Annotated in this window: 25 protein-coding genes and 3 pseudogenes; 12 read left to right on the top strand and 16 right to left on the bottom strand. The window is 59.7% G+C overall.

Going from position 1 to position 26,488, the window contains the following annotated elements; translation table 11 throughout:
* The first annotated feature begins 35 nt into the window (after positions 1–35).
* From HJB84_RS21700 to HJB84_RS21665, 8 genes are all read left to right on the top strand, one after another.
* Complete coding sequence (locus HJB84_RS21700) at positions 36–740, top strand: transcriptional regulator NanR (protein ID WP_221116842.1); 705 nt, start codon at positions 36–38, stop codon at positions 738–740.
* Positions 741–911: 171 nt separating this feature from the next.
* Positions 912–1,232, top strand: coding sequence for a hypothetical protein (locus HJB84_RS21695; RefSeq protein ID WP_221116841.1), 321 nt, complete (start codon positions 912–914; stop codon positions 1,230–1,232).
* 153 nt (positions 1,233–1,385) lie between these two features.
* On the top strand, positions 1,386–2,390 hold the full coding sequence (locus HJB84_RS21690; RefSeq protein WP_221116840.1) for a LacI family DNA-binding transcriptional regulator: 1,005 nt from the start codon (positions 1,386–1,388) through the stop codon (positions 2,388–2,390).
* Positions 2,391–2,426: 36 nt separating this feature from the next.
* Positions 2,427–3,719 carry a sugar ABC transporter substrate-binding protein gene (locus HJB84_RS21685; protein ID WP_207585087.1) on the top strand — a complete coding sequence of 431 codons (1,293 nt, stop codon included), beginning with the start codon at positions 2,427–2,429 and terminating at the stop codon, positions 3,717–3,719.
* A 197-nt stretch (positions 3,720–3,916) separates the two neighbouring features.
* Positions 3,917–4,855 carry a carbohydrate ABC transporter permease gene (locus HJB84_RS21680; protein ID WP_207585086.1) on the top strand — a complete coding sequence of 313 codons (939 nt, stop codon included), beginning with the start codon at positions 3,917–3,919 and terminating at the stop codon, positions 4,853–4,855.
* The gene (locus HJB84_RS21675; RefSeq protein ID WP_207585085.1) at positions 4,848–5,741 is read left to right on the top strand and encodes a carbohydrate ABC transporter permease; all 894 of its coding nucleotides are present in this window, start codon (positions 4,848–4,850) and stop codon (positions 5,739–5,741) included. Before HJB84_RS21680 ends, HJB84_RS21675 begins: the two co-directional genes overlap by 8 nt.
* Positions 5,742–5,745: 4 nt before the next feature.
* Positions 5,746–7,464, top strand: a complete 1,719-nt coding sequence (locus HJB84_RS21670; protein ID WP_207585084.1) for a GH32 C-terminal domain-containing protein — start codon at positions 5,746–5,748, stop codon at positions 7,462–7,464.
* Positions 7,465–7,484: 20 nt separating this feature from the next.
* Positions 7,485–8,528, top strand: coding sequence for an ABC transporter ATP-binding protein (locus HJB84_RS21665; protein ID WP_207585083.1), 1,044 nt, complete (start codon positions 7,485–7,487; stop codon positions 8,526–8,528).
* A 193-nt stretch (positions 8,529–8,721) separates the two neighbouring features.
* Here HJB84_RS21665 and HJB84_RS21660 read toward each other — a convergent pair whose 3' ends face one another.
* Complete coding sequence (locus tag HJB84_RS21660) at positions 8,722–9,792, bottom strand: trans-acting enoyl reductase family protein (protein ID WP_221116839.1); 1,071 nt, start codon at positions 9,790–9,792, stop codon at positions 8,722–8,724.
* A gap of 102 nt (positions 9,793–9,894) precedes the next feature.
* Between HJB84_RS21660 and HJB84_RS21655 the strand changes: the two genes are divergently transcribed.
* Complete coding sequence (locus HJB84_RS21655; RefSeq protein WP_221116838.1) at positions 9,895–10,485, top strand: TetR/AcrR family transcriptional regulator; 591 nt, start codon at positions 9,895–9,897, stop codon at positions 10,483–10,485.
* A 234-nt stretch (positions 10,486–10,719) separates the two neighbouring features.
* Here the strand turns inward: HJB84_RS21655 and HJB84_RS33625 are convergent.
* Positions 10,720–10,956 (bottom strand): annotated as a pseudogene (locus HJB84_RS33625) (Curdlan synthase); the annotation flags it as partial.
* Between the two features lie 260 nt (positions 10,957–11,216).
* Positions 11,217–11,417, bottom strand: a complete 201-nt coding sequence (locus HJB84_RS21650) for a hypothetical protein (RefSeq protein WP_207585080.1) — start codon at positions 11,415–11,417, stop codon at positions 11,217–11,219.
* A gap of 667 nt (positions 11,418–12,084) precedes the next feature.
* Between HJB84_RS21650 and HJB84_RS21645 the strand changes: the two genes are divergently transcribed.
* Positions 12,085–13,227, top strand: a complete 1,143-nt coding sequence (locus HJB84_RS21645; RefSeq protein ID WP_221116837.1) for an AraC family transcriptional regulator — start codon at positions 12,085–12,087, stop codon at positions 13,225–13,227.
* A 53-nt stretch (positions 13,228–13,280) separates the two neighbouring features.
* A pseudogene (locus HJB84_RS21640) lies at positions 13,281–13,391 on the top strand (fumarylacetoacetate hydrolase family protein); the annotation flags it as partial.
* Positions 13,392–13,707: 316 nt separating this feature from the next.
* Here HJB84_RS21640 and HJB84_RS21635 read toward each other — a convergent pair.
* From HJB84_RS21635 to HJB84_RS21625, 3 genes are all read right to left on the bottom strand, one after another.
* On the bottom strand, positions 13,708–14,733 hold the full coding sequence (locus HJB84_RS21635) for an ABC transporter permease (protein WP_221116836.1): 1,026 nt from the start codon (positions 14,731–14,733) through the stop codon (positions 13,708–13,710).
* A gap of 42 nt (positions 14,734–14,775) precedes the next feature.
* Positions 14,776–16,317, bottom strand: a complete 1,542-nt coding sequence (locus tag HJB84_RS21630) for a sugar ABC transporter ATP-binding protein (RefSeq protein ID WP_221116835.1) — start codon at positions 16,315–16,317, stop codon at positions 14,776–14,778.
* A gap of 81 nt (positions 16,318–16,398) precedes the next feature.
* Positions 16,399–17,361, bottom strand: coding sequence for a sugar-binding protein (locus tag HJB84_RS21625; protein ID WP_207585076.1), 963 nt, complete (start codon positions 17,359–17,361; stop codon positions 16,399–16,401).
* A gap of 325 nt (positions 17,362–17,686) precedes the next feature.
* Between HJB84_RS21625 and HJB84_RS21620 the strand changes: the two genes are divergently transcribed.
* Positions 17,687–18,796: a LacI family DNA-binding transcriptional regulator gene (locus HJB84_RS21620; protein WP_221116834.1), complete on the top strand. Its 1,110-nt coding sequence runs from the start codon at positions 17,687–17,689 to the stop codon at positions 18,794–18,796.
* A gap of 66 nt (positions 18,797–18,862) precedes the next feature.
* Here the strand turns inward: HJB84_RS21620 and HJB84_RS21615 are convergent, their stop codons facing one another.
* The 10 genes and pseudogenes from HJB84_RS21615 to HJB84_RS21575 form a co-directional block, all read right to left on the bottom strand.
* A complete protein-coding gene (locus tag HJB84_RS21615) occupies positions 18,863–19,744 on the bottom strand; it encodes an alpha/beta hydrolase (RefSeq protein WP_221116833.1) in 882 nt (293 codons plus the stop codon).
* Between the two features lie 398 nt (positions 19,745–20,142).
* Entirely contained in the window at positions 20,143–20,868 is a 726-nt protein-coding gene (locus HJB84_RS21610) for an amino acid ABC transporter ATP-binding protein (protein WP_207585073.1), read from the bottom strand.
* A complete protein-coding gene (locus tag HJB84_RS21605) occupies positions 20,846–21,505 on the bottom strand; it encodes an amino acid ABC transporter permease (protein ID WP_207585072.1) in 660 nt (219 codons plus the stop codon). The genes HJB84_RS21610 and HJB84_RS21605 overlap by 23 nt, the downstream gene beginning before the upstream one ends.
* Positions 21,502–22,173, bottom strand: a complete 672-nt coding sequence (locus HJB84_RS21600) for an amino acid ABC transporter permease (protein WP_221116832.1) — start codon at positions 22,171–22,173, stop codon at positions 21,502–21,504. Before HJB84_RS21600 ends, HJB84_RS21605 begins: the two co-directional genes overlap by 4 nt.
* Before the next feature lie 80 nt (positions 22,174–22,253).
* Positions 22,254–23,039 carry a transporter substrate-binding domain-containing protein gene (locus tag HJB84_RS21595; RefSeq protein WP_221116831.1) on the bottom strand — a complete coding sequence of 262 codons (786 nt, stop codon included), beginning with the start codon at positions 23,037–23,039 and terminating at the stop codon, positions 22,254–22,256.
* A gap of 4 nt (positions 23,040–23,043) precedes the next feature.
* Complete coding sequence (locus HJB84_RS34140) at positions 23,044–23,436, bottom strand: FCD domain-containing protein (RefSeq protein ID WP_405048954.1); 393 nt, start codon at positions 23,434–23,436, stop codon at positions 23,044–23,046.
* Positions 23,437–23,638: 202 nt separating this feature from the next.
* Positions 23,639–23,794: pseudogene (locus tag HJB84_RS34135) on the bottom strand (GntR family transcriptional regulator); the annotation flags it as partial.
* A gap of 426 nt (positions 23,795–24,220) precedes the next feature.
* Positions 24,221–24,991, bottom strand: coding sequence for an amino acid ABC transporter ATP-binding protein (locus HJB84_RS21585; RefSeq protein ID WP_207585069.1), 771 nt, complete (start codon positions 24,989–24,991; stop codon positions 24,221–24,223).
* Positions 24,992–25,003: 12 nt separating this feature from the next.
* Entirely contained in the window at positions 25,004–25,663 is a 660-nt protein-coding gene (locus HJB84_RS21580; RefSeq protein ID WP_207585068.1) for an amino acid ABC transporter permease, read from the bottom strand.
* 5 nt (positions 25,664–25,668) lie between these two features.
* Entirely contained in the window at positions 25,669–26,331 is a 663-nt protein-coding gene (locus HJB84_RS21575) for an amino acid ABC transporter permease (protein ID WP_207585067.1), read from the bottom strand.
* Between the last annotated feature and the right edge of the window lie 157 nt (positions 26,332–26,488).

Here is a 26,488-nt window from a genome sequence, read left to right as displayed (position 1 = left end):
TGTTAGGAGGAGACATTTTGAGCCAGCGAGATCTCATGACCCAGCCCCTCGAACAGATCGTCCGCCGCAAATTGTCCGACGAAGTGTTTGATCGACTTGAGCGAATGATCACCTCAGGCGAGCTTCAGCCCGGCGATGAAATGCCGTCCGAACGGGTGCTGATGGAGCGCTTCGGCGTCGGCCGACCGGCGATCCGCGAGGCCATGCAGTCGCTTGCCAACAAGGGACTCGTCAGCATTTCGCACGGCGAACGGGCGAAGGTCCTGAGGCTGACGGCAAAGTCGATCTTCCGCCAGGTCGACCTCACCGCCAAGATCATGCTGTCGCAATCGGCGGATTCGCTCGAACATCTGAAGAGCGCCCGCATCTTCTTCGAGCGCGGCATGGCACGCGAGGCCGCCCAGCGCGCCTCGGCAAATGATATCGGCGACCTCAGAGATATCATCGAGCGCCAGCGCATGTCGCTCGGCAGGGCCGAAGCGTTCATCGACGCGGATATGGAATTTCACACCCGCATCGCCCAGATCTCAGGCAATCCGATCTACGTCGCCGTCAGCGAAGCGATGCTCGCCTGGCTGAAGGAATATCATACCGAGATGCTGATCTGGACCGGCAAGGAAAAGTTCACGCTCGCCGAACACGACGAAATCGTCGGCCGCCTTGAAGCCAATGACGTGGACGGCTCGGAAATAGCGCTGCTCAAGCATCTCGAACGCTCGCGCGCGCTTTACGCGAAATAGCCTCAACTCTGTATGTGAGCGGTGCGCCGCCCACCTTCCTGCTGACGCTCAACCCTCGGCCGGCCCGGCTTCCGAACGGTAGCGTGCATTTATCCGCAGCAGCGGAACAATGCTGTGCCGGCGAGGTTGTGGATAGGCCAAGCACGCAAAGATCCCCAAGGAGGACACCACATGCGTATGAAACTCGTAGCAGCTTCGCTTCTCGCCCTCGGCATGGCCACTTCAGCCTTCGCCCAATCCAATCCGGCGCCGGCCGGTGCCACGATCGACAAGAACCAGGCCGATCAGGGTGGTGGTGCAACCAGCGACCCGAAGACTAAAAAGCCGATGGCAACCGATTCCACCATGACCAATTCGACGACCGGCGGCACGATGAAAATGGACAAGACCAAGTGCCCCAACCCGGTCAACAACTCCGCCAATCTCCAGACCCAGGGCGGCAGCAGCAACGCCACACCGATGGATGAGGCCTGCGCGGCCCATAACAACTGATCGGCCTCACCACAAAAAACCCCGCTTCGGCGGGGTTATTGCGCGAGCCGCCCCCCCGGCAGGCGGCATTTGCGTCAGCGATTCCATCATAACTTGACTTACTGCAAAACGCGCGATATCAATTTGGGTAATCGATAACCCAAAAGAGATCCCGTGACCGCCTCACTCAACGACATAGCCGCCCGTGCAGGTGTCTCCGTTAAGACCGTGTCAGGTGCATTGCATGGCGGCTCGGCGCGCATGTCGGAAGACACCCGCCAGCGGATCAAGGAGATCGCCGCGGAGCTCGGATATGTCACCAACTTCGCCGCACGCAGCATGCGGCAAGGCTGGATGCCACTTGTCGGCCTGGTCGCGGACGACTTGATCACCTCGCCTTTCGCGACCGAAATCATTAGGGGGCTCGATGGCGCCGTGCGCGCCGCCGACATGGCCGTCTTCGCCATGACGCTCGGCGGCCATCGCAGCGTAGCGTCGATCCTCGACGAGATGCGCCGCTTTCGCCCGCGGGCGATTGCCTATGCCGCCATGTATCACAAGAGCGTCGACCTGCCGCCCGAATTTGCCGACACGGTCGGAGTCATGATCAACTGCCGTGATGCCAACGACCGCGTGACCTCGCTGGTGCCGGATGAAACGGGGGCGGCGCTCGAGATTACCAACTATCTGATCGATGCCGGCCGGCGCAATATCGCCTTCATCAATCTGCCGGGGCTGCTCGCCGGGGACCTTCGTGAACTCGGCTTCCGACAGGCGCTCGATCATGCGGGCATCGACGGAGCCGGCGCCATCGTCTTGCCTGCCGTCAGCAAGGCGATCTACAGCGACCGGGCGCACAGCCTCGTGGCCACACATGTGCATGAGCTGATGAGCGGCGCCCGGCGCCCCGATGCCATCCTGTGCGGCAATGACCGCGTGGCCATGGAGGTCTATGCCGCGCTGCACCGGACAGGCGCGGCCATTCCCGACGATGTCGCCATTGCGAGTTTCGACAACCAGGTCGAGATCGCCTCGCGTCTCGACCCGCCGCTGACCACCATGGCGCTGCCGCACCGCGCCATGGGCCGCCAGGCGGCGCAAATCCTGCTTGCCGAAGACCGGGTCCCGGTCGGGGTGCAGAAACTGCCGTTCCAGCTGGTGGAGCGGGCATCCGTATAAATTGAGATAGGCCCATCCAATTGAGGAGGAATTCTAATGGGTAAACGTTTACTTTGGTCTCTGATCCTGTCCTCGGCGTTGACCGCGCCATGGGCGCAGGCAGCCGAGAAAACCACAATCCAGGTCATGCATCAGGGCGATCCCGGCTTTGTCGCCGCCTATGGCAAGGTCGCCGAGCGGTTCGAGGCGGCCAACCCCGATGTCGACGTGCAGTTCATCTATGCGCCGCACGATGCCTATAACGAGAAGTTCAGCGCGGCCGTCATGGCCAAACAACTGCCCGACGTCATGGAACTCGATGCGCCGTTCCTCGCCAATTACGTCTGGTCGGGCTATCTTCAACCCATCAAGCCGCTGATCGACAAGGACCTCCTCGACGATATGACGGAGTCCAATATCGCCCAGGGCACATACCCGATCGACAAGGACCTCTATGCACTCGGACTGACCGACTCGTCGGTCGTCCTTTACGGCAACAAGAAATATCTCGAAGCGATCGGCGCCCGCATCCCGAAATCCGTCGACGATGCCTGGACTCGGGAAGAATTCGAAACCTATCTCGAAAAGCTTTCCAAGCTCGACGGCGTGAAGTGGCCGATCGATACCTTCCGCGGCTACGGCATCAAGACCGAATGGATCACCTATGCCTATGGCCCGATCCTGCAATCGGCCGGCTGCGATCTCATCGACCGCAAGGCTTGGAAATCCGAGGGCACGCTGGATAGCGACGCCTGCGTCGATGCTCTCGCCATGATGCAGAAATGGGTCAAGAACGGCTGGGTCGTGCCGCAGTCGGCCGGAACCAACCAGTTCTTTGCCGAAGGCAATCCGGCGGCGCTGGCGCTCGGCGGACACTGGGTCTATGCGGAGGCCGCCGCGACCATGAAGGACAACATCGTCGTGCTGCCGCTTCCAAAGTTCGGCGCCAAGGGCGCGAGCCCGAATGGCACCTGGATCTGGGCGGTCACCAAGACCTCGACGCATCCCGAGATATCAGGCAAGTTCATCAGCTTCCTGCTGAAGGACAAGGAGTTCCGGACCTTCGCCGCAAGCCAGTCGGGCTATCCCGGCTTGAAGAGCTTCGCTGCCGAATCTCCGCTCTATGCCACTGGCGGCCCGATGGCGATCGCCTTCGAGCAGGCATCGAAGACGGCCGTCGCCCGCCCGCCACATCCTGCCTATCCCACAATCACCTCGGCCTTCATGCAGGCCGTCGACCAGGTGTTCAATGGCGGCGATCCCAAGGAGGCGCTGACGTCAGCCGCCAAGAAAATCGATCAGGATATCGAGGACAATGACGGCTATCCGCCATTCGGCGACGGGCAATAAGCGTGATCGCTGCCGATAGGCGAACCCCTGCGATGTCTCAGGCAGATATCGCAGGGCGCGACCGGCATCTAAAGCGCGTCGCGATCTTTCAGATTCGCTCCTCGCGCTTTAGCTCTTTGTTTTTACGCATGTCGTTTGCGGCAAAGCCGCTGCTCACTTTTGCGCGACATGCTTTAGGCTTGGAAAGGAGGAGTTGCATGGTCATGCAACAATCGACATCTTCGACATCCGTCCGAAAGGCTCCGGCGCGCCGGCATAACAAGGGACGGCTGATGCAGGAAGCCGCCATGCTCGCGCCGGCCATGATCCTGTTGACCCTCTTTCTGATCCTGCCGTTCCTCTTGTCATTCTGGACGGCAATGACCAACCAGCCTCTGGTGCCGCGGCCGACGCCCGTCCGGTTCGTCTGGTTCAACAATTTCATCCGCATCTTCCAGGACGATCTTTTCTGGACCGCCCTTTGGAACGTCGCGCGCTTCACCTTCTGGATCATTCCAGCGCAGTGCGGCCTCGCTTTCGCGACGGCGCTGCTGCTTCATCAAAAGCTGCCGTTCCGCAATCTGCTGCGCGGCATGTTCTTCCTGCCGGCGATCACCTCGATGGTCGTGGTCTGCGTCATCTGGGGCACCCTGTTCCAATATCCCACGGGGCCGTTCAACCAAATCCTCGGCTTTCTCTCAGGCGGAGCGATCCAGCCGATCGATTGGCTCGGCGATCCGCAATGGGCGATGTTCTCGCTCGTCCTGCTCTCGGCCTGGCAGGCCTACGGCTTCCAGATGATCGTCTATCTCGCCGGCCTCCAGGGCATTCCGGACGAACTCTACGATGCCGCCAAGATCGACGGTGCGAACGCTTTCCGGCGCTTCTGGCATGTGACCATGCCCGGCCTGCGGCCGACCCATGTCTTTGTCCTGGTGATCACCACCATCCAGGCGTTCAAGCTCTATACCCAGGTCGCCATCCTCACGCAGGGCGGACCGAAAAGCAGCACCGAAACGGTGGTGCACTACATGGTCCGCGCCGGCTTCGAAGAGCAGAAGATGGGCTACGCATCCGCCGTTTCGGTCATATTGTTCGTGATCGTTCTCGTCATCGCGCTGATCCAGCGCCAGCTGCTGAGGCGCTTCGATGTCTGATATCGCACTCTCGATCCCGCAGGCCCGCACAGCGCGGCCCCGTTCCGCCGTAAAGGTTCTTCGTATCATCCAGACGACGTGCATTTTCATCATCGCATTGGTGATCGTCTCTCCATTGCTGCTCCTGGTCGTGGCAAGCCTCAAGGATGACCGGTTCCAAATTCTGGCCGATATGGGCAGCTTCCGGGCCTTCTGGGTTTCGAACCCCACGCTTAACAACTATGCCGAGGTCGGCCACCTCTCGGGTGAACTCGCCTTCGGACGCTACCTCATCAACTCGCTGATCATTCTGGTCACGACGGTCTGTTCCGGCCTGATTGTCAATTCGATGGCGGCGTTTGTCCTGGCCTGGGGATCGCTCAGGGGCCGCGCCGTCATCCTGTCGATCGTGATCGCACTCTATGTGATCCCGCAGGAAAGCATCATCATGCCGCTCGTTATCATGGTCTCGCGGGCGGGAATGTCCGATACCTTCGCGGTGCAGATCGTGCCGTGGATCGCCAGCCCCCTCTATATCTTCCTGCTCTACCAGTTCTTCGCGCAACTGCCGAAGGAATTGCTGGAAGCCGCCGAGATGGATGGCGCATCTTTTTTCCGGGCCTATCGTTCCATCTTCCTGCCGCTCAGCCTGCCTGCACTCGCCACCGTGTCGATCCTCATGGGTATCGAGACCTGGAACCAGTATCTCTGGCCGATCTTGGTGACGCAGACGGACTATGCCCGGCCGATCGCCGTCGCCATCGCGACCTTCTTCGGGCAGGACAGCATCTACTGGGATCGTGCGATGGCAGCCTCCGTTTTAATGATGATCCCGATCCTGGGGCTCTACCTCGCATTCCAGCGCTGGTTCGTGAGTTCCTTTATCGGCTCTGCCGTGAAAGGTTGAATTGATGACAAGCCAAGCGACTTCTCCGTCCGATGAAGCGGAGCTGGAGACGATCAGCGCCTTCCTGCCCGCAGGGTCCACGATTCATGCCTGGATCAGGGCGTCGCATGGCGACGCTCCGGGAAGGTTGACGGCACATGTCGATGGGAATCCGGCCTGTGCTGTCGAAACTTCAAATCCGCATGAGTTTGAGTTTCGGCTGCTGACGCTGGAAAGAGGCGGAGAGGCTGCTTTCTCCTACGATCCCATGACGACCGACGTCTCGGTCCTCTATGCCTTCCTTCAGCCCCACGTTCTCGAAGAAGGCGTCCGGCTGCTGCATATCAGCCCTGCCAATGCCACACCCGAGGTCCCCGGCAGCTATCACTTCCGCCCGCCTTTCGGCTGGATGAACGATCCCAACGGGTTTGGAAGGTTCGGCGGCAAGCTGCACCTCTTCTACCAGCACTATCCCCACAGCCTTCGGTGGAACAACATGCATTGGGGTCATGCGGTCTCGGAGGACTATCTTCGCTGGAAGCATCTGCCGATCTTTCTTTTCCCTTCGGATGAACTCGCTGCGCGGGCCGACGGGCGGGGCGGGGCATTTTCCGGCTCCGCGATCGCTCTTCCCGGCGATGAAGCCGGCCTTCGCATTTTCTTCACCGAGCATATGAAGGATCGGGAACCGGAGGAACAGGTTCAGTTCACGGCCACCAGCCGCGATCTTGTCAATGTCGAGCCGGCGAGCCTGATCCTGCCGGCGCGTCCCGCCGGGCTCGGTCTGACGACCGACTTCCGCGATCCCTATGTCTTCCTCGGGCCCGACGGCCAATGGAAGATGTTGCTCGGCACGCGAGACCGCGAGGGCGGCGTTATCCTGCTCTACCAAACCGATGACCCGGCTGCGGCGACGGGATGGAACTTCCTCGGCATGCTTCACCGTGAGAACCGCTTCGGGATGACGGCGGCGGAGTGCCCCTGCATGGTGCCGCTCGATGGTCCCGCCAATGATCCGACGACGCGCTGGGCCCTGATCTTCGGTCTGCTCACCAGCCGCGACCCGGCAACGGGCCGGCGCAACATGACGCTTGCGACTGTCGGCCGTTTCGATGGCCAACGGTTCTCAATGGAATTCGAACAGGAACTGGACTTCGGCACCGACGCCTACGCGTTCCAGGCCTTCGTCGACGAGGGCGACCCGATCGGCATCGCGTGGCTTGCGAACTGGACGGATATTTCCAGAGAGATCGACATGCCGACGGCGATGACCCTGCCGCGCCGGCTGGCATTGCAAAGTGGGGCGCTGATCACGCCGCCGGTGTCAGGTGTCGAAAGCCTGCGGCAACGGCGACTGGATGCCGGAGGTTTTCTCGATGGCCGGACCGTCGATCTTGCCAACGGCTCCGTCGAAATCCTTCTCACTCTCAGGCAAGCCGGCAATGCGTTCCGCCTCGATCTCGAACATTCCGAGGCGACGGTCGCGGTTCAGTTGGATGAGGCCGGGCTGAGCATTCCCTTCTCGGTGGCGAATGCCAAGGCATCGCCCCGCTATATCGCCGCCGGCGCACGCCCATCGACCATCCGGATCTTCCTCGATGCAGGCTCGATCGAGGTCTTCGCCGACGATGGCCGCTGGACGGGAACCAAGCGGCTGCCCGGCGTCAAGGGGGTAAGTGCTGCGCGTCTGACCGCATCCGAGGGAAATATAATCGCCGCTGAAATCTGGCAGCTCGGTCTTTAATCGCTGGAGGATAAAACGACATGGCATCGGTTACGATAGACGAAGCCCGCAAGCATTATGGCGCCGTTCCGGTGATCCACGGCGTCTCCGTCGATATCGAGGACGGCGAATTCGTCACGCTCGTCGGTCCCTCTGGCTGCGGCAAGTCTACCCTGCTCAGAATGCTAGCAGGGCTGGAGGAGATCAGCGACGGCGAAATCCGCATCGGCGGCCGGGTCGTGAACGACGTGGCGCCGAAAGAGCGGGATATTGCTATGGTGTTCCAGAGCTACGCGCTCTACCCGCACATGACCGTCGCGGAGAATATGGGCTTCGCTCTGAAGCTCCAGGGCCAGAACAAGTCGACGATCGAAAAGCAGGTGAAGGAGGCGGCTGACATCCTGGCGCTCGGACCTCTCCTCGACAGATTGCCCAAACAGCTGTCGGGCGGCCAGCGCCAGCGCGTCGCCATGGGCCGCGCGATCGTCCGTCACCCGCAGGTCTTTCTCTTCGACGAGCCGCTCTCGAACCTCGACGCCAAGCTGCGTGTGACGATGCGGGCGGAAATCAAGGAGCTTCACCAGCGACTGAAGACCACCACCGTCTATGTCACCCATGATCAAGTCGAAGCCATGACCATGGCCGACAAAATCGTCGTGATGCGCAGCGGCCGCGTGGAGCAGATCGGCAAGCCGCTCGAGCTCTTCGACCGTCCGGCAAACACCTTCGTCGCCTCTTTCATCGGCTCGCCCGCGATGAACCTGTTCGAAGGTGAAGTCAGGAACGGCAGCTTCGTTTTGGGCGGAACCAGCCTGCCTCTGCCGCCCGGCCGGCAAGAGGCGGACGCCGTCACCTATGGCATCCGCCCGGAGCATATGGCGATCCGCGAGGACGGCGTGCCGGCCACCATCGTCGTCGTCGAGCCGACCGGATCGGAAACCCACATCAACGCTAGGCTTGGAAGTGCCGATATCACGCTGCTTCTGCGTGAACGGGTCGACTTCAAGCCGGGACAACAAATCTCGATCGCCCCTGACCTGTCGAAGGTGCATTTGTTTGGAACAGGCGGCAATCGCCTAAATTAAGATGAATGCCCTGTGGGTCGCTTTGGGCGGCGTGCCGATTGTGAGTGTCGCAGAGGTCCCTCGCAAAATGCCCAACTTTTGCGAGGGACTTCTTCCATAGATCGTTCGGGAAGATCAAAGCGGGTGGCTCCGCAGGATTTGTGCAGCAACGGGCTCCGTGATTACGCTGGAGACTTGCGGTCCCTCACGCCGTTTATGGATGGCCCTTCTGAAAATCTGAGGTTTCTGATGTCTCAACCGACAGATTGGGGCCGAGAGCGCCCAGGAAACTCGCGGCATGGAAAATGGCAGCCGGCGGCTTTGCGCCGGTATCGCGGATATCACCGGACAAGATACGCTGGACCGCTTCGCAGATGATCGGCGCCGTGACGGCATAGATGTCCTGTCCCTGGGCGAGAATCCGGCGGCGCAGGTCGCCTTGCGTGACGATCACCTCAACGGCGAAGCGCTGCGCCGAACGTCCGGTTTCATCGATGGCCTGGGGCGGGGGCGTCGATGGATCCCGAACATCCCGCAGGGCTGTCGTGCTGAGAAAGGTGTGCAACTCCTTCGTCCGGACGTGGCGGGCGATCAGCGGCACTTCCGAAAATGGAAGCTCGACGAATGTCTGCTGGCCGAACGGGGCCGGTAAAAGGGATACCTTCTCGGCCGGCGGCTGATGCACGGGTCCAAGCTGCCCGCCGCTGACGGCCAGGCGCTGCGCGGTGTTCTTCTCCCCGGTCACGCGCGTGCCTTTCGTGGGCAGCCAGCTGTCGAGCGCAACCCGGATTTCGACAGTGTCGGCATGCAGCCATTCGTCCATCAGGGCTGCCACCAGCAGGTCTGCCAATCCGCCGTAAAATCCCATGGCCGGGATGACGGCTACGCCCGCTTCCCGGGCCGCAACCTCATGCCGGTCGAATGTGGCCTGTACGCTCGGCTGTTCAGCCGTTACGTCGAGATAATGGATGCCGGCCCGGAGCGCGGCACGCACGACCGCGTCGGCCGTGTCCATGAACGGGCCGGCGCAGTTGATGACCGCCGCCGCTCCTGCGAACGCGCTGTCCAGCGCCTCGTCATCCTCTATCGCTGCTTCGCGGCATTCGACGCCGCGTTCCGGAAAGCCCGCCTCTGCCAATCGTCTGGCACTCCGTCCGATCGCAATCGGCGTCAGCCCGCGCCGCAACAGTTCGGCGACGACAAACCGGCCGGTATGGCCGTTCGCTCCAAGGACTGCCACCACGGCGTGGAGTGTTCCAGTGTTGTCGGTTTGATGAATGGTCATTGCTCTCTCCTGCGCTACCGACCTGTCTGTAGCTATAAAACATACAGGTCTGTAGCGTGTCAATCCGCTTTCTGCTAGTGTGGCTGAATTGGAGATGAGCGAATGACGAAAAACACAGCGAACGCCCCGGCCGTGAATGAGGTACGGGATAGAATTCTCGAGACTGCATCGGAACTCTTCTACCGGCGCGGTGTACGCGCCGTGGGCGTCGATCTGGTGGTGGAAAAATCAGGTGTCGCCAAAACCAGCCTTTACCGCCATTTCGGCACAAAGGACGATTTGATCGCGGCCTTCCTGAAGCGCGAGGACCTGGATTTCTGGAACACCTGGGATAGGGTAACCGAGCGGCATGCGGATGACGCCTTAGCCGAACTCGACGCCCATTTCGAGTGGATCGGCGAAAGGGTCGGGCGGGATAATTACCGGGGCTGCCCGCAGATCAACACGGCGGCCGAGTTCCCGGAAGCCGGTCACCCCGCCCGCAAAGTCGCCGAAGCCCATATGCATGAAATGCGGCGGCGCTTGATGGCCATCGCCGGGAGACTGGCGGTTGCTGCACCCGACCGGCTTGCCGGGCAACTCGCGGTGCTGATCAACGGCGCTTTTGTCAGCATGCAGGTCTTCGAACCCGGCGAGGCGACGGGTTTGCTCCGCGATGCCGCGCACGCCCTGATCGCCGCTGGCCGCAATTGATTCACTGGAGGCACATTTCCCAGAATTGGGAAATGTGTCAATAGGAACTGGCCACGCATCGGGATCGAGAGTTCCCGACATTCGTCGACGTGCGGCACAGCCAAAATTTGTACCGCAACATCTACTGTCGGCGCTTTTGGCCGCCGGTTCGGATCCCTTCAAGGCGATCAAGCGGGGCCAACTTCGTCAAAGACGCGACGAACCCTCGCATGAGCCGGGCTACAAGGTGCGCGTTCACCCGAATGACCGCAACAACAGATTAAGAGAGACGGCAACCTTGTCGATGTCGCGAATATCCCGCGAATATTGACCGGTGTAGAGTTTGACAATCATGCTGTCGCGAGCAGCGCCGCTGAGTTCGAAATACAGGTGCAGGCAATAGGCTTGCTTGTCGCCGCTGCGACTTACGCTCCTTCGTCGCTGAGTGACCTGTCCGAGCTCCGCTTTGAACGGGGCGAAGCCGGGGAGTTTCTCCCGCTTTGACCAATATGGTCAAGCCATCTCCGGCGCGGCGACTGACGTGATGGGTGATGATGGAGTGGGAAATCACTGCGCCGCGCCTGACAGTGCTGCCATCTCATTCAGTCAGAAACAGCATAATTCCACGCGATCTTTTTTCTAGAGCATGATGCCGAAAAGTGTGAGCGGTTTTCTCATGACATCATGCTCTAACTCTTTAATCTAGAACAGGATTCAGATTTTAGGCTGGGTCGGTCTAAAATCATCCGGTTCTAATGCGGTCGAACCCTTTTGGTCGCGATCAGCATGACGAGATCTTCGGAGGCATCTGCGAGCTCCAATGCCAATTCCGCAGCCGACCATCCACGTTTCTGCAAAGTGACGAGCATTTCCACCATCGCGACTTCGACCTCTCGTCTGCAGCTCGAAATCGGCTTCAATTCGATATGTTTCTCATCACATGCGGTGGTCATCTTAGCCTCCGATCTGCCATAGAAATGGGCAGCGTTACAAAATTCGCCAATGGGTGGATATGGTAAGGGTTGCGTGCAAGCCTCGGCCTCATTACGCATCGACACAGACGGCCTCGGCCTGCGCGCAACCCCTTCGCGTCCTTATTTGCCGATTTCCGGCATCAGGAGCGTCTCGCACGAAGGTGAGCAGAGGAAACCCGCACTATTGGCGATAGGAATTTTTCCCGGCGCCTGAGGGTTATGCGGAGAAGAATTCCTGTCGTAAGCCGATGCTCGCGCAAAGCGCGCACGAATATTGCCCCGATAGTTCACGACCTATCCTCCTCTGCTTGCATATTTTGTTGTGAATTAGTGTCGTTTCACGTTGAGAGTGCTTTGAAACTGCATTGCACTGGCAAGTGAGTATTTGGGCTTTCCGAACGTCCTTCGGAACTAACCCTTGCTCATTTAGATACAGGAACAGGACGCAATTGTCGTTATCGCCGCATCCCGAAAATTATCGGTCCGTCCATTTCTGCTCGTAAAGGAATATGATAAGTAGCTTATGCACGTAGGACTTCAGTCGATTCGGTTTTGTCGGATGGGCTGCGCGGACGTTTCAGCCGCGAAAACGATTTTTTGCCTCAGTTTCAACAGCCCGGATCGGCTTATGCGCTGGAGGAATTGGATGGTTACGGAGTCTGGAGATGACCCCGCTGCTGGACAGGAATGGCCGGCCCACCTCGAGCGGCGGCGCTGGCCGCGCGAACCGTCCTCGCAGAAAGAACATCGGGTGGACGTTCCGCCTGCATTGGTGCCCTTGCGATTTTCGACGCGAGACCTGCCGCCGAAAGAACAATTCCAGTCCTGGCGATCACATATGGCGCCGCTTGTGGATATTCATCTGCCGGACGGACAACCAGAGGACGACGGTTTTCTCGCGGAACAGACCGGCTGGCATCTCGGCGATATCCTCATCGTCCAGCAGCGGACGCAGGCATGCAGCTATGTTCGCGATCAGGCCATGCTGCGATCGAGCCCAATCGATCACTGGAACGTCGGCGTACTTCGCAGCGGCCGGGCCTGGACCGAGGCCAATCGCCATGTAACGGAGACCGGCCCGGGTGAGATATTTTTCAGGTCTCTTGGTTACCCATACCGCGGGCGGATGACCGATTCAGTCGCTGTGCTCGTCTTCTTGCCCTATGAACTGTTGACCCGTGATACGCCTCTTCTGCAGAGCGCCAACAACATCGCCCCCTCCGGTAGCCTCGCTGAATTGCTCGTCAGCTATATCAACGGCCTGGAGGCGAACCTGGGCAATTTGACGGTGGAGGAGGTGCCGCGGATCATACGGACGATCGGCGATATGGTCGTTGCATGCGCTGCATCATCCACAAGTTTGGATCGCGGTCAGGAACAGACCAATATGGGGCTGATGGAGCGGGCGCATCGCTATATTCACCTCAATCTTCTTTCAGATAGCTTGACGCCTGACGTCATGTGCCGTGCGCTGGGCATCTCGCGAACGCGGCTCTACCAATTGTTCGAAACGAGCGGGGGCGTCTTCAACTACATTCGCAAACGTCGATTGCTGCAGGCATATGCGGATCTTACCAACCCGACCGACAACAGGCCGATCTCGGAGATTGCCCAGGCCGCCGGCTTCGACGTTGCAGCCAATTTCACGCGCGCGTTCAGCCATGAATTCGGGCTCAGCCCGCGTGAAGTGAGAAAGACCATAGCAACTGAGCGCCCCGCCATCCCCACAACACGTTCCATGCAACGTTTTGGGACAACGATCGGCGATTGGCTAACGCTCGCACGTTGATGCGGTGGGCTAAGCTTTCCTCAACTCAGTCTGACATCCACCCAAGGATCCACCTCGGTCAGATGATTTTCGACATCGCACGGCAGATCGAATATTGCTCCAGTTTCACGCGCATGGAGTCGGGCGATGTCATTGTCAGCGGCACGCCAGGCGGCATTGGCTCGTAGGGAGGCAGCCGAATGAACTGGCATTCACAGTCTCAAAGCTGAAGCCGAAGAGGCAATTCCCTCACCCGCCCCGCTCCTCCCTTGCAACCCGGCCCAGCCGGTCGGATCGGGGGCTGATCCACAGTGCCGGTGTCGCATCTCTAACTGGCTGGCGGCGTCGCATCTCTAATCAGCTTTGACATTATTTGTAGCCGCAAAGTTAGAATGTCCTGTTTCTGCAAAGTTGGAATGCCACACTCTGCCCGTTTTGATGACGGCGGAGATTGCAGATGGCATTGATAGCGATGAGCGAGCGTGATCTGCAGCGGATGACCTAATCCTGATTGGCAGCCACCGGCAAACTGCCTTCGTTCGAATGACGGGTTTCGGTCTGCCGGGCGGCAGAAACGACGCGGCGCTTTGCGCGGATGGCGTGCCATTGCTGGTCGATCAGGACCCCGATGAGGATCACGCCGCCCATGACGGCGAAATTCAGCGACGACGGGATGCCGAGCAGATTGACGAGGTTCTGCAGCTCCTGGAGCAGGACCGTGCCCAGCACGACGCCGACGATCGATCCCTCGCCGCCGCGGAGCGAGAAGCCGCCGAGCACGGCCGCGGCAATCGCATAGAGTTCGTAGAACTGGCCATGGCTCGCCGGCGAGATCGAGCGCGTGTACATGGCGAAATAAATCGCCGAAAGCGCCGTCAGCAGCCCACAGATGACATAGGCCGACATGATCATGCGGCTGGTCCGAATACCGGAATAGCGGGCCGCCTCCTCATTCTTCCCGATCGCGTAGAGATAACGCCCGAAGACGGAGCGATGCAGCATGATCCACATCACCACGGCAATGATCACGAGGGCAGTGAAGGTGTTAGGAACGCCGTAGAACCGTCCGGCGGTCAGGAATTCGAGGTCCGGAAAATTTTGGCCAAAAGCAAAGCCCGCCGTTCCGTCGGCCGTATAGAAGCGCGCTGCCCCACGATAAATCAGCAGGCCGCAGAGGGTGACGACGAAGGGTTGCAGGTTGAGCCGGGTGATCAACCAGCCGTGGACGGCACCGACGACTGCGCCAAGCACGAGAATGAGCGGCAGCGCCAGCATCCACGACATATCCTGGACGGCGATGAAATCGACGAACAGCACACCGAGAAGAGCGACGAGTGAGCCCACGGAAAGCTCGATGCCGCCGGTAATGATGACAAAGGCCTGACCGATCGACAGAATGCCGAACAGGCCGATCAGGTTGGCGGTGTTGGCCAGGTTGATCGGCAGCAGGAAGCGCGGATTGATGACGGCGACGACAATGCCGACGACGACGATCAACAGCAGCAGTCCGAGATCTTTCTTGATCATTCGAGATCCATTCCCCGATACCTATTTGTATTGCCGCAGCCGCTATTTTACCCTTTTGCCGACCGCAAGCAAAAGGACGTTTTCCTGGCTGAATGCGTCCTCTTCCAATATGCCGGCGATCTGGCCCTCGTGCATGACGGCGATGCGGTCGGAAACGCCGATCACCTCTTCCATGTCGCTGGAGATCATCAGGATCGCCACTCCGGCATCGGCAAGCGCTCGCATCAGGCCGTAGATCTCGTTCTTCGCGCCGATATCGATGCCGCGCGTCGGCTCGTCGAAGATCATCACCCTCGGGCTCATCGACAACCATTTGGCAAGCACGACCTTTTGCTGGTTGCCGCCGGACAGAGTGCCGGTTCGCGTCGAAACGGAGGGCGCCTTGATCCCGAGGCGAACCCGCTGCTTTTCGGCCGCCGCCGTCTCCCGTTCAGCAGAAAGCATGAAGCGGCTGGAAAGCCTGGGAAGATCGGAAAGGGTTATGTTCTGGGCGATCGGAAAATCGAGAAGAATGCCGTTGCGCTTGCGATCCTCCGGCACCAGGAAGATGCCGCGAGCGACGGCGTCACGGGCAGAACGGACCGAAATTTCCCGGCCGTCCTGCAGGATGGTTCCGCCGTAGCTCCGGTCGATACCGAAGAATACCCTTGCAAGCTCGGTGCGGCCCGACCCGACGAGGCCTGCAAGCCCCATGATTTCCCCATACCTGATCTCCAGATCAACGGGACGGCCGGGATAGGCTTCAGTGCGCACGCCGCTTGCCTTCAGCGCAACCGAGCCGGGCGAGCGCTGCGGTTTTGCGGTCCGGGCCGCAAGCACCCGGCCGATCATCAGCTTGACCATCTGGTCGTGGCCGATGTCGTTCCTGGCGAGCGTGCCCACAAGCGTACCGTCCCGCAGGACGACGACCCGGTCTGCGACGCGCTCTACCTCGTGGAGGCGATGCGAGATGAAAATGACGCTGATTCCGTCGGCTTTCAGCGATTTGATAATGCTCAGAAGCCGCTCGGTTTCGGCCAGCGGCAGGCTGGAAGTGGGTTCGTCGAAGATGACGAGCCTGGCGTTGATCGACAGCGCCTTGGCGATTTCCACCATCTGCTGCTCGGCAAGGGAAAGCGACGCCACCGGTGTGTCGGCGGAAAAATGAGCCCCGACGCGTTTCAAGAGCGGCTTCACCATGTCGCGCAGCCGATCGCGATCGACGAGTTTGAAAGGTCCCGCCTTCAGCGGTTCGCGACCCAGGAAGATGTTGGCGGCAACGTCGAGGTTTTCAAAGAGATTGAGTTCCTGGTGCACGAAGGCAATGCCGGATGAGATACTCGATTCCACCGTCAGAGAACGAAGCTCCGCACCGTCGAGCAGGATCGTGCCTCGGTCGGGTGCGATCACGCCGCCAAGGATTTTCATCAGCGTCGATTTTCCAGCCCCGTTCTCGCCGACGAGGCCGATGACCTCTCCCGGCATGATGTCGAGCGACAGGCCCTCAAGCGCCACGACGCCCGGATAGGTCTTGCCAACGCCGGAAAGCGAGAGGAACGGCGTTGCAAGCGGGTCCGGTGACGTGATGTCGGAGCTATGGTTCATCGCCTGTCCATGGCAGCTAATGCTGTGTCGGAATAAGACGCCTATCGCGGCAGCGGCGAGTGCCGCCGCCGCGAAGGAGGGCTATTTTCCAGACATAGCCTTCAGGCTGGCGGCATACTTGTCAACGTCATCCTTGCCGATGACCACCGTCGGGATGATGATCAAGCCGTTGCTGGGTACGCCGGATTTGTCGCCCTTGAGGTAGGCGGCCATCAGCTTCATACCCTGATAGGCCCACTCGAACGGCTGCTGCACGACGGTCGCTGCGATCGTGCCTTCCTTGACGCCGCCCAGCGTGATCGGATCGTCATCAAAGCCAACGACGGTGATCTGGCCGAGTTTGCCGGCGTCGCGCAGCGCCTCATAGATGCGCGGCGTATTGTAGGAATAGAAGCCGACCATGCAGGTGACGTCGGGGCTCGCCACCAGTGCATCCTCGACGTTCTTCTTTGCACGCGTCTGGTCGATATCGTCGCCGCGTACATCTGTCAGCTCGATTTTCGTGCCCTTCAGGCCGTCTTTCATGCCCTGGATACGTTCCTTGGCATTATCGGCGCCGAGCAGGCCGACGAAGCCGATGCACTTGCCGCCGTCCGGCATCGCCTTCTTGGCGATTTCGGCGGCCTGCATCCCGGCGTCGACATTGGATGAGCCGATATAGGCGACGCGGTTGGTCTGCGGCGCGTCACTATCGGTCGTGAAGAGAGCCGTCTGCGAGCCGATCTTGCTCAAGCCCTCCGTCTGGGTCTTGGGATCGACCGCGGAGACCATGACACCCTTGACGCCGGCACTGACCAAGTCTTCCATCAGGCGTTGCTGAACGGCAACCGATGCCTGCTCAGGGTATTTCAGCTCCATCTGATAGTCCGGCATTTCGGCCTGCGCCTTCTTCACACCGGCCTCTGCGGCTTTCCAGAAGTCGGACGCTCCGTTGACGACGAATGCAAGCGTCGGTTTGTCGGCGGCATGGGATACGGCAATCGGGGCCGCGCTCAGCATCAACCCGGCGAAGAACAAGGCTGCATTGCGTTTCAGCTGTTTCATAATACACCTCCCGAGGGGCCGCAGTGCATGGGCCCGTTTTCGACTTACGGCCGGCCGGATGCGCCCCCTCCCAGGGCCGCCGCAAAGCGACGAGTGGCATTGGTTCCGATCGCTCCGTGACGGTATAGAAGAATTTTAATTAGTAAATAGTATTATCAATCCAGATCAAAACATTTCATCGTGCGTCGACACGGACGCGATTTTGTACTGGAAATTACCATTAACTGGCGGCGTTGCAGCAATTGATGCAATTGCCAGCGCTTTCAGATGGATGCTAATAGTAATTACCAAAACGGCAAATCCAGGCAAAGACAGTTTTCCGCGAATGCGACAACCCACGACCCAAAAGAGCAATAAGCCCGCCGCGGACAAGCCTGCCCGCGTGACGATGATGGATATCGCCGCCGCCGCCGGCTGCTCGCAGGCGGCCGTGTCCTTCGTTCTCAACGATACACCCGGCACCCGTATCTCACAGCAGACCCGCGACCGCGTATGGGAGGCGGCGCGCGCACTTGGCTACACGGGAACGACTTATACGACGAAAGCCTCTTATTCGGGGCTGGACAATGTGATCGGTTTCGCGGTGGATCAACTCGCCACCAGCCCGGAAGCGATCGTTGCGATCGAAGGCGCGCGGCAAGCCTCATGGAACGCCGGCAATGTCCTGTTGGTAACCCAGACACTCAGTGATCCCGTCATGGAGCCGAAAGCCATCAAGGCGTTGACGAGCGGAGGCATTTCGGCGCTCATCTATATGACGATCTATACCCGCCAGGTAGAGCTTCCTTCTTACGTCAGCAAGCTCAACATCCCGACGGTCCTGCTGAATTGTTATACGGCGGACCATGCCTTTCCGGCGGTGGTGCCGAGCGAGATCGCCGGAGGGCAGAGCTCCACCTGGCATCTGATCACGCACGGGCACCATCGCATCGCGACGATCACCGGTGAAATCTGGATGCAGGCTGCACAGGACCGCCTGACCGGATATCGGCGCGCGCTTTCGACCGCCGATATCCCCTTCGATCCGGAATTGGTCATCGAAGGCGACTGGTCGGCCGGTGCCGGCTATGCCTCCACGATGAAGCTGCTTGCTCTGAAAGAGCCGCCGACCGCGATCTTCTGTCAGAACGACCGCACCGCCATCGGGTGTTATGAAGCGCTCAAGGATGCGGGGCTTCGCATTCCCCAGGACATGTCGGTGGTGGGTTATGACGACGAGGAAATTTCACGGCATCTCGTCCCCCCGCTGACGACTTCGGTCCTTCCACATCTTGCCATGGGGCAATGGGCGATCGAACATCTCAACCCGGAAACCATGCCCGGCAAACGCTATCCGATTGCCAAGCTCGAATGCTCGCTCGTCAAGCGTCATTCCGTCGCCGCGCCAAGGGCCGAGGCGCGGCAGATGCTCGATGGCGTACATACCTCGCCATAGGCGCCGGACCGAAGGCCGGCAGCGGTGGCCGGGAACAGATCGCCGACGAAACCCTTGCAAAGAACCTCACCTGTCGGTCGATCCTCCGACCGCGAACGCGATGCTGACCGCACGTTTCACGGCGGTCGCAAGAACGGACATGTGGGTCTCACCGGCGTAAAGCTCGAATTCGGCACGCAACCCGTCGGCCGTGCTATTTAATCGCTCCGCCATCTCCTGCGCCAGGAGGATCGTCCGCTCCATCTTCCTCTTCTCCAGGCGTATGGCGGCATCCTCGTTCCGATACTGAAAGGGTGCCAGTTCATCGCCTTCGTATTCTCCGGCGGACAAATGCAGGAAGGCGGAATTTCCCGGGATGAGTTGACGCTGCGCCTCATTGTTGAGGATTTCACTGTTCTCCCAATAGATGGTTGGGCTGGCCGCAATCCAATTGGCAAACAGACCCGGACGCTCGAACAGGGCATAGAGCGTAAAGAGGCCTCCGAAGGAATGCCCGAAAAGCGATCGGCGCATCGGATCCAGGGTCACCATCTCCGCAATCCGCGCTATCAACTCGTTCTCGATGAAATCCAGAAGTTTACCGGTCCCTCCGATGACAACCGGAGGACCGCCCTCAACGAAGGGCGGATAGGATTTGACCGGTGGAGGGCCGAGGTCCCAAGACCGGCGGAGTGCATCATAAGGCTCGTCCGACGGATAACCGATCGCCGCGATCACCCCCCAACCGACATTCGTGCCGGTGGGATAAGGTGCCTGCGTGACCAGACTGGCCACCGCGAAGGGGAACGTGGCATTGCCGTCGGTCATAACCAGAAGCGGCCATCCTTCCGCTGGCGGTCTCTCCGCCGGAATGGACAGGAAAATGCGATAAGGCTCGCCGCCTGCAGCCGGAGCCAGATCGAAAAAACACGTTCCGGGCAATGAATAGACGCAGACAGGATTAGTCATGAGAAGGTTTTCTGCTGTTTGCACGAGAGGATAGGAGGAGCAAAATTGATGTTGGTGCGATTCATTGGTTGCTTTTGAAGGGTGGGGTCAAGGATGAAGCCTGACTTGCGACGGGTAATGATTTATCACCCGCAAGGAAAGCGCAATGAACCTCACCTACTCTCACGTCAACCTGGATAAACGCTGCAAGATCGCTCGGCAGCGCATGGCCGGCATCAATTGAAATCATTGCCGAGAAACTCAGGCGGCATCGCTCGCCGATATGGGATGCGGGCAAGGCGCCTATATCGGGTTGGCGGCAGCTGGAACAGTACGGGTGTTCGCACCGAACGAGTAATCGAGGCACAAACGCAGCACGCGAAATGCGCGTCCACCACGGTGGCTGTTGTCACTGCGTCTTAGCTGACGCCAAGAAACTGTTTCAGTTCTGCAGTCTGTGGATTGGCGAAGACTTCCTCCGGGACGCCGACTTCGTGGACCCGGCCCTGATGCATGAAGACGACGCGGCTGCAGACGTCGCGGGCAAACTTCATCTCGTGCGTTACCATCAGCAGCGTCATTCCCTCAGCGGCAAGCTCGCGCACGACGGCCAGAACTTCGGCAACCAGCTCCGGATCCAGCGCCGAGGTGATCTCGTCGCAAAGAAGCGCGCTCGGCTGCATGGCGAGCGCGCGGGCGATGGCGACGCGCTGCTGCTGACCACCCGAGAGCTCATCGGGATAGGCGTCGAACCTGTGGGCCAGCCCCACGCGCTCCAGCATCTTGCGGGCGATGGCTTCGGCATCGGGCTTTGAAGTCCTCTTGACCACGGTCTGAGACAGCATGACGTTGCCGCCAACGGTCAGGTGGGGAAACAGGTTGAACTGCTGAAAGATCATGCCGACCTTAAGGCGCAGCGCCTTGAGATGCATCTCGTCACCGATGAGTTGCGCACCGGCCACGGAGATGGAGCCGTCGGTGATGGTCTCCAGGCCGTTGATGCAGCGAAGCAGTGTCGATTTGCCCGAACCGCTTTTGCCGATAATGGCGATGACTTCGCCCACCTCCACATCGAGATTGATGCCTTTCAGCACTTCTGTGGTTCCGAAGCTCTTTCGGACTTCAGTGATTTCGATGAGCGACATTAAGCTTCCTTTCCAGGATCTGGCTGCTTTTTGACAAAGGCCAGCAAAGGGCAAAGTAGATAAGGGCGACGAGCCCGTAGACGATGAAGGGTTGGAAGGTCGCATTGGTGACCACCGTGCCCGCTTTCGACAATTCGACGAAGCCGATGATCGAGGTCAGCGCTGTTCCCTTGACGATTTGCACGGAGAAGCCGACCGTGGGCGGTATGGCGACCCTCAACGCCTGCGGGAGGATGACGTAACGCATCTGCTGCAGCCGGCCCATGCCAAGGCTGGCTGAGGCTTCCCATTGCCCCCCGGCGACCGCTTCAACGCAGCCTCGCCAGATTTCGGCGAGGAAGGCGGCGCTCCACAGGGTGAGCGCCAGCCCAGCAGCAAGCCAGGCCGGCACATCGATGCCGAAAAGGCCGAGACCGAAAAAAGCGATGAAGAGCTGCATCAGCAGCGGGGTGCCCTGGAAAAGTTCGATGTAATATTTCGCGAGCACCTTGAATGCCTTGCGCTTGCCGATGCGCAGGAACAGCAATCCCAGTCCGACCGCACCGCCGCCGACGAACGAGACGAGCGAAAGCAGGATCGTCCAGCGAGTGGCGAGCAACAGGTTGCGCAGGATATCCCAGAATGTGAACTCGATCATCGTGCTTCTCTCCGCGGGAAAATAAAGCCGCCGACGATCCCCAGCACCTGCCGGAGCAGGATTGCCAGCATCAGATAGATGGTTGTCGAGACGATGTAGGCCTCGAAGGCGCGGAAGGTTCGCGATTGTATGAAGTTCGCGGCAAAGGTCAGATCCTCGGCAGCGATCTGCGACACGACCGATGAGCCGAGCATGACGATGACGACTTGCGACGACAGCGCCGGCCAGATGCGCTGCAGTGACGGCACGAGAACGACATAGCGGAAAGTTTCGAAGCGCGTCATGGCAAGGCTTTCGCCTGCTTCGAACTGACCCTTCGGGGTTGCCTGGATGCCGGCGCGGATAATCTCGCAGCTATAGGCGCCGAGGTTGACGACCATCGCGAGGTTGGCGGCCGTCAGTTCGGAAAGCCGGAAGCCGAGCGATGGCAACCCGAAGAAGATGAAAAACAGCTGGATCAGGAACGGCGTGTTGCGGATCAGTTCGACATAGGTGGCAATGGCAGGCTTCAGCCAGATCGGGCCGAGTGCGCGCACCCAGGCGCAGAAGATGCCGAGCGAAATGCCGAGCACTCCGCCGACCGCGATAAGCTCCAAGGTGATCAGTATGCCCTTGATGATCTCAGGGTAATATTGAAGCAGCCAGCCGAATTCGAAATGGTAGCTCAAGAAATTCTCCCCTCTTGCGGTGACGGAGCGGATGTCATCCCGCCAGCCAGTGCGGGATGACGTCCGTGAAACCGGTTTCCTTACAGATCCGACGGGAGATCGGTGCCGAGCCACTTCTGCGATATGGTGTTCAGCGCGCCATCGGCTTTGGCGGCAGCAATAATGCCGTTTACCTTCTCCAGAAGAGCCGTCTGCTCCTTGTTGAGACCGATGTAGCAGGGCGAGTTCTTGATGAGGAACTTCAGCTCGGGGCGCTTGGGGGGATTTTTGGCGAGGATCGCAGCAGCCACCACGTTGCCGGTAGCGACAGTGTCAACCTGGCCGGACAGGAAGGCCGAGATAGTGCCGTTATTGTCCTCGTAACGCTTGATCGTCGCGTCGGCCGGCGCGATCTTCGTCAGCTCCAAGTCCTCCACGGCGCCGCGCGTAACGCCGATGCTCTTGCCGGCGAGATCTTCCGCCTTGGCGACCGAAAGATCGGCCGGCGCGAAAACGCCGTTGAAAAAGGGGGCGTAGGCGACAGAGAAATCGATCACCTTTTCACGCTCCGCATTTTTTCCGAGGCTGGAAATGACCAAGTCGACTTTGTTCGTCTGCAGATAGGGAACGCGGTTGGCGCTGGTGACCGGCACGAGCTCGGCTTTGACGCCCAGCTTTTCGGCAATGAGATTGGCCATATCGATGTCATAGCCCATCGGCGCCATATCGGTGCCGACACTGCCGAAGGGCGGAAAATCCTGCGGCACAGCGACGCGCAGCGTACCGCGTGCCATGATGTCGGAGAGAGTATCGGCGTGAGACGGCGAGCTGAAGCCGAAGCTTGCCGCCAGGGTCGCGATTCCGATGAGTGCTCGTCTTGTCAGCATGTGTTCATTGCTCCTTTGGAGTTGTGGTTTTGAAGTTTAACGATGGAGGAGAGGAGGACACGGTCTTGGGAGGGAGTGAGAGGGAGCTGCGCAGTTCCGAGAGCGGGTCCGGGCGCGTGGTGAGGTCGAGGCCCATTTCCACTTCATCAAGATGTTCGACAGAAAGCGCCGCAGCTCTGAAGAAATCGCCCGCCTGCATGGCCTCGAAGATACGGCAATGCCCGTCATGAGATTGCGCTGCGTGAAATTCAGACTGATAGAGCATCGAAATGAGGATCGTCCTCGCCGTTAGATCGCGAAGGATATCGACGATGATGGCGTTCCCGCTCAATTCGGCGATGCGGATGTGGAAATCGCCCATCAAATAGGTCAAGCGCTGGCGATCGGCGGCAGCCATTGCGCTTTTTTCCTCGTTCAAATGTTGCGGCAAGAGCCTTGCGTCCGTCATCTGTCAGCACGCGCATGCCGCGCAGCGATCCAGCCTCGACGACACGCCGTGCCTCATAGACAGCGATTGCCTCTTCTGCGGACGGCTCAACGACAAACCAACCCCGCCGGGGACTTACATGCACGGTGCCGCGTGTCTCCAAGCGCATCATGGCTTCCCTGACCCGGGTCCGGGACACCCCGAAGAGCGCGGCCAGCTGGTTTTCGCTGAGACGCGTACCGGGCCGAATCTTTGCCGAAAGGATCCCGGAGACGATCGTTGCCTCGATGGACTTCTGCGCGGTCTCGGGTGTGTGGCTATCTTGCATAAAAGAGAGAAAGCAAAGCATATGCCAAAATCCTGCGTTCAGGATTTTCAAGATGTCTCGAAGGCTTGGCCGGGAATTTGCCTGCCGGGAATGCAGATTGACCGAAATTTGTGCGCGCGCCCGCACCTCCTCGTCCCGACATTTGGTCCGGTCGTCATTGCCGCCGGCGCCCACTGGCAACGAGGACTAACAGTTCCCTCGATCGGTTGCCCTGTTGGCAGATTTCTTTCTTGAAGACGGAGCGGCCGCGCGTCGAAACTCGCCTTGGATCGGGCGCCATGCAGGTAAGCAACGCTGATGGTCCACGCGGCCTCTTTTTCGTCTAAAGCGCGTCGCATCAAATTTGATGCATGCGACGCGCTTTTGCCCTTTGTTTTTATGCATGTCGTTGTCCCGGAACCGCTGCACACTTCCGGGCGACATGCATTAGTTGAAACTCGAGGTTTTGAGGAATTCTGCGAGCCGTTCGGTCTTCGGCCGCACAAACATTTCCTTCGGATCTCCCTCCTCGCAGATAACGCCCTGGTTCATGAAGATGACGCGCGATGAAACCTCGTAGGCGAAGCGCATTTCATGCGTGACGAGCAGCATGGTCATGCCGTCGGAGGCAAGCCCCTTGATGACCTGCAGCACTTCGCCCACCAGCTCCGGATCCAGCGCCGAGGTCACTTCGTCGAACAGCATCAGCCTCGGCGACATGGCGATGGCGCGGGCGATCGCGACGCGCTGCTGCTGGCCGCCGGAAAGCTGTCCGGGATAGTGGTTGGTGCGCGCGGCGAGGCCGACACGATCGAGCCATTTTTCCGCGATGGCGCGGGCTTCCGGCTTCGTCATTTTCTTCACCTTGACGAGACCGAGCATGACGTTTTCAGCGGCACTCATATGCGGGAAGAGATTGAACTGCTGAAAAGCCATGCCGGTCAGCGCGCGCTGGCGTGCAATTTCCTTCTCGCTCTTGCGGCGCCGCGTAGCGCCTTCGGCGCGGTAGCCGATCTCCTCGCCATCGAGGCTGATCGTGCCGCCCTGGAATTCCTCCAGCATGTTGACGCAGCGCAGCAAAGTGGTTTTCCCGGAGCCGGACGAGCCGATGATGGAAATGACCTCGCCTTCCGCTACGGCGCAATCGACGCCTTTGAGAACCTCGTGGATGCCGTAAGTCTTGCGCAGGCCTTTGATGTCGAGAATGGTGTTGGCCATCGGGGGAACTCCTCAGGACGGCAGGGCGGTCTTGCGCTCGACATATTTGCCGAAGTGCTCGATGCCGTAATTGACGATGAAATAGAGACCGCCGGCCAGGAAATAGAACTGGAGGCTCATGAAATTGCGGGAGATGATCTCCTGCGTGCGCAGCAGAAGCTCCGCGACGCCGATGACCGAGAGCAGCGTCGAGGCCTTCACCATCTCGGCGGCGGTATTCACCCAGGCCGGCAGGCACTGGCGCATGGCCTGCGGCCACAGCACCGAGGTGAAGGTCTGGGTAAAGGTCAGGCCGATCGCCTTGGCGGCTTCAGTCTGCCCCTTCGGGATCGCCTGAAGCGCACCGCGGACGATTTCGCCAACATGCGAGGAGCAGAAGATAGCAAGGGCGAGCACACCGGCTGAAAACGGCCCGAGATCGAGACCGACAGCGGCAGAGACATAGTAGCTCGCCAGCACCAGCACCAGCACCGGCGTGCCGCGGATGATATCGGTATAGGCGCGCACGGCCACACGTAAAACAACGCCGCCATAGACGAGCGCCAGGCCGACGAAAACGCCGAGGACGGAACCCGCGAGGATGGCCAGCAGAGAGATCGATACGGTCACACCGACGCCATTGATGATGACGTAGCGGGCGATCCAGAGTTGTTCGAGAAAGGTGTGGGTCATCAGGTCTATCTCGGCAGGGCCAGGCGGCGCTCGACGAAGCGCATCACGGCAGCGATGAGGAAACAGGTCACGACGTAGAGGGCCGATGTGACCATCCAGGTTTCGATGACGCGAAAGCTCTCGACATTGATCTTGCGGGCAGCAAAGGTCAGCTCCGGCACGGCGATGGCGGCGGCGAGCGAGGTGTCCTTGAAGAGCGAGATGATCGTCGAGGATAACGATGGCAGCACGTTACGCAGCATCAACGGCGCGATGATAGAGCTGCGGATCTGCATTCCCGTCAGGCCGATGGCGAGGCCGGCTTCCGTCAATCCTCTCGGGATCGACAACAGCCCGGCGCGGAACACCTCGGCCAGATAGGCGCCGGAATAGAGCGATAGGACCAGCACGAAGCTTTTTATCTTGTCGAGGCGCAAGCCCATCTGCGGCAGCGCGAAAAAGACGAAAAGCACCAGGACGAGAATCGGCAGGTTGCGGATTACCGTGACATAGAGCCGTGCAGGCACGACCGCGAAGCGGCTTTTGGACGTCAGCGCGAATGCCACGGCGAGACCGATCGCAGCCCCGATCAGTATCGAGATCACCGCAAGGCCGAGGCTGAGCGCGAGCCCGCTCAAAAGGAAATCGAAATTGCGCCAGACGGCGCCGAAATTCAACGTGTAACCCATACGGGCCGCCCTTTCAGACTGAACATGATGCCGAAAATTGTGCGCGGTTTTCTTATGACATCATGCTCGCACTGTTTAATTGAAAACAGGATTCAGATTTCAGGACGACCCGGCGTGAAATCATCCTGCGCAGCGGAGCGGGAGAACAGTCCCGCTC

The organism is Rhizobium sp. NZLR1b (genome assembly GCF_019685155.1).
Lineage (GTDB): Bacteria > Pseudomonadota > Alphaproteobacteria > Rhizobiales > Rhizobiaceae > Rhizobium.
The sequence above is the reverse complement of the archived record's forward strand: the minus strand, read 5'-3'. Positions and strand labels throughout refer to the sequence as shown.

Excerpts from the sequence above, each read along its gene's own strand:
- HJB84_RS21700 (WP_221116842.1), top strand. The coding sequence starts at position 36 with ATGACCCAGCCCCTCGAACAGATCGTCCGCCGCAAATTGTCCGACGAA.
- HJB84_RS21695 (WP_221116841.1), top strand. The coding sequence starts at position 912 with ATGCGTATGAAACTCGTAGCAGCTTCGCTTCTCGCCCTCGGCATGGCC.
- HJB84_RS21685 (WP_207585087.1), top strand. The coding sequence starts at position 2,427 with ATGGGTAAACGTTTACTTTGGTCTCTGATCCTGTCCTCGGCGTTGACC.
- HJB84_RS21680 (WP_207585086.1), top strand. The coding sequence starts at position 3,917 with ATGGTCATGCAACAATCGACATCTTCGACATCCGTCCGAAAGGCTCCG.
- HJB84_RS21675 (WP_207585085.1), top strand. The coding sequence starts at position 4,848 with ATGTCTGATATCGCACTCTCGATCCCGCAGGCCCGCACAGCGCGGCCC.
- HJB84_RS21670 (WP_207585084.1), top strand. The coding sequence starts at position 5,746 with ATGACAAGCCAAGCGACTTCTCCGTCCGATGAAGCGGAGCTGGAGACG.
- HJB84_RS21665 (WP_207585083.1), top strand. The coding sequence starts at position 7,485 with ATGGCATCGGTTACGATAGACGAAGCCCGCAAGCATTATGGCGCCGTT.
- HJB84_RS21660 (WP_221116839.1), bottom strand. The coding sequence starts at position 9,792 with ATGACCATTCATCAAACCGACAACACTGGAACACTCCACGCCGTGGTG.
- HJB84_RS21655 (WP_221116838.1), top strand. The coding sequence starts at position 9,895 with ATGACGAAAAACACAGCGAACGCCCCGGCCGTGAATGAGGTACGGGAT.
- HJB84_RS21650 (WP_207585080.1), bottom strand. The coding sequence starts at position 11,417 with ATGACCACCGCATGTGATGAGAAACATATCGAATTGAAGCCGATTTCG.
- HJB84_RS21645 (WP_221116837.1), top strand. The coding sequence starts at position 12,085 with ATGGTTACGGAGTCTGGAGATGACCCCGCTGCTGGACAGGAATGGCCG.
- HJB84_RS21635 (WP_221116836.1), bottom strand. The coding sequence starts at position 14,733 with ATGATCAAGAAAGATCTCGGACTGCTGCTGTTGATCGTCGTCGTCGGC.
- HJB84_RS21630 (WP_221116835.1), bottom strand. The coding sequence starts at position 16,317 with ATGAACCATAGCTCCGACATCACGTCACCGGACCCGCTTGCAACGCCG.
- HJB84_RS21625 (WP_207585076.1), bottom strand. The coding sequence starts at position 17,361 with ATGAAACAGCTGAAACGCAATGCAGCCTTGTTCTTCGCCGGGTTGATG.
- HJB84_RS21620 (WP_221116834.1), top strand. The coding sequence starts at position 17,687 with ATGCGACAACCCACGACCCAAAAGAGCAATAAGCCCGCCGCGGACAAG.
- HJB84_RS21615 (WP_221116833.1), bottom strand. The coding sequence starts at position 19,744 with ATGACTAATCCTGTCTGCGTCTATTCATTGCCCGGAACGTGTTTTTTC.
- HJB84_RS21610 (WP_207585073.1), bottom strand. The coding sequence starts at position 20,868 with ATGTCGCTCATCGAAATCACTGAAGTCCGAAAGAGCTTCGGAACCACA.
- HJB84_RS21605 (WP_207585072.1), bottom strand. The coding sequence starts at position 21,505 with ATGATCGAGTTCACATTCTGGGATATCCTGCGCAACCTGTTGCTCGCC.
- HJB84_RS21595 (WP_221116831.1), bottom strand. The coding sequence starts at position 23,039 with ATGCTGACAAGACGAGCACTCATCGGAATCGCGACCCTGGCGGCAAGC.
- HJB84_RS34140 (WP_405048954.1), bottom strand. The coding sequence starts at position 23,436 with ATGGCTGCCGCCGATCGCCAGCGCTTGACCTATTTGATGGGCGATTTC.
- HJB84_RS21585 (WP_207585069.1), bottom strand. The coding sequence starts at position 24,991 with ATGGCCAACACCATTCTCGACATCAAAGGCCTGCGCAAGACTTACGGC.
- HJB84_RS21580 (WP_207585068.1), bottom strand. The coding sequence starts at position 25,663 with ATGACCCACACCTTTCTCGAACAACTCTGGATCGCCCGCTACGTCATC.
- HJB84_RS21575 (WP_207585067.1), bottom strand. The coding sequence starts at position 26,331 with ATGGGTTACACGTTGAATTTCGGCGCCGTCTGGCGCAATTTCGATTTC.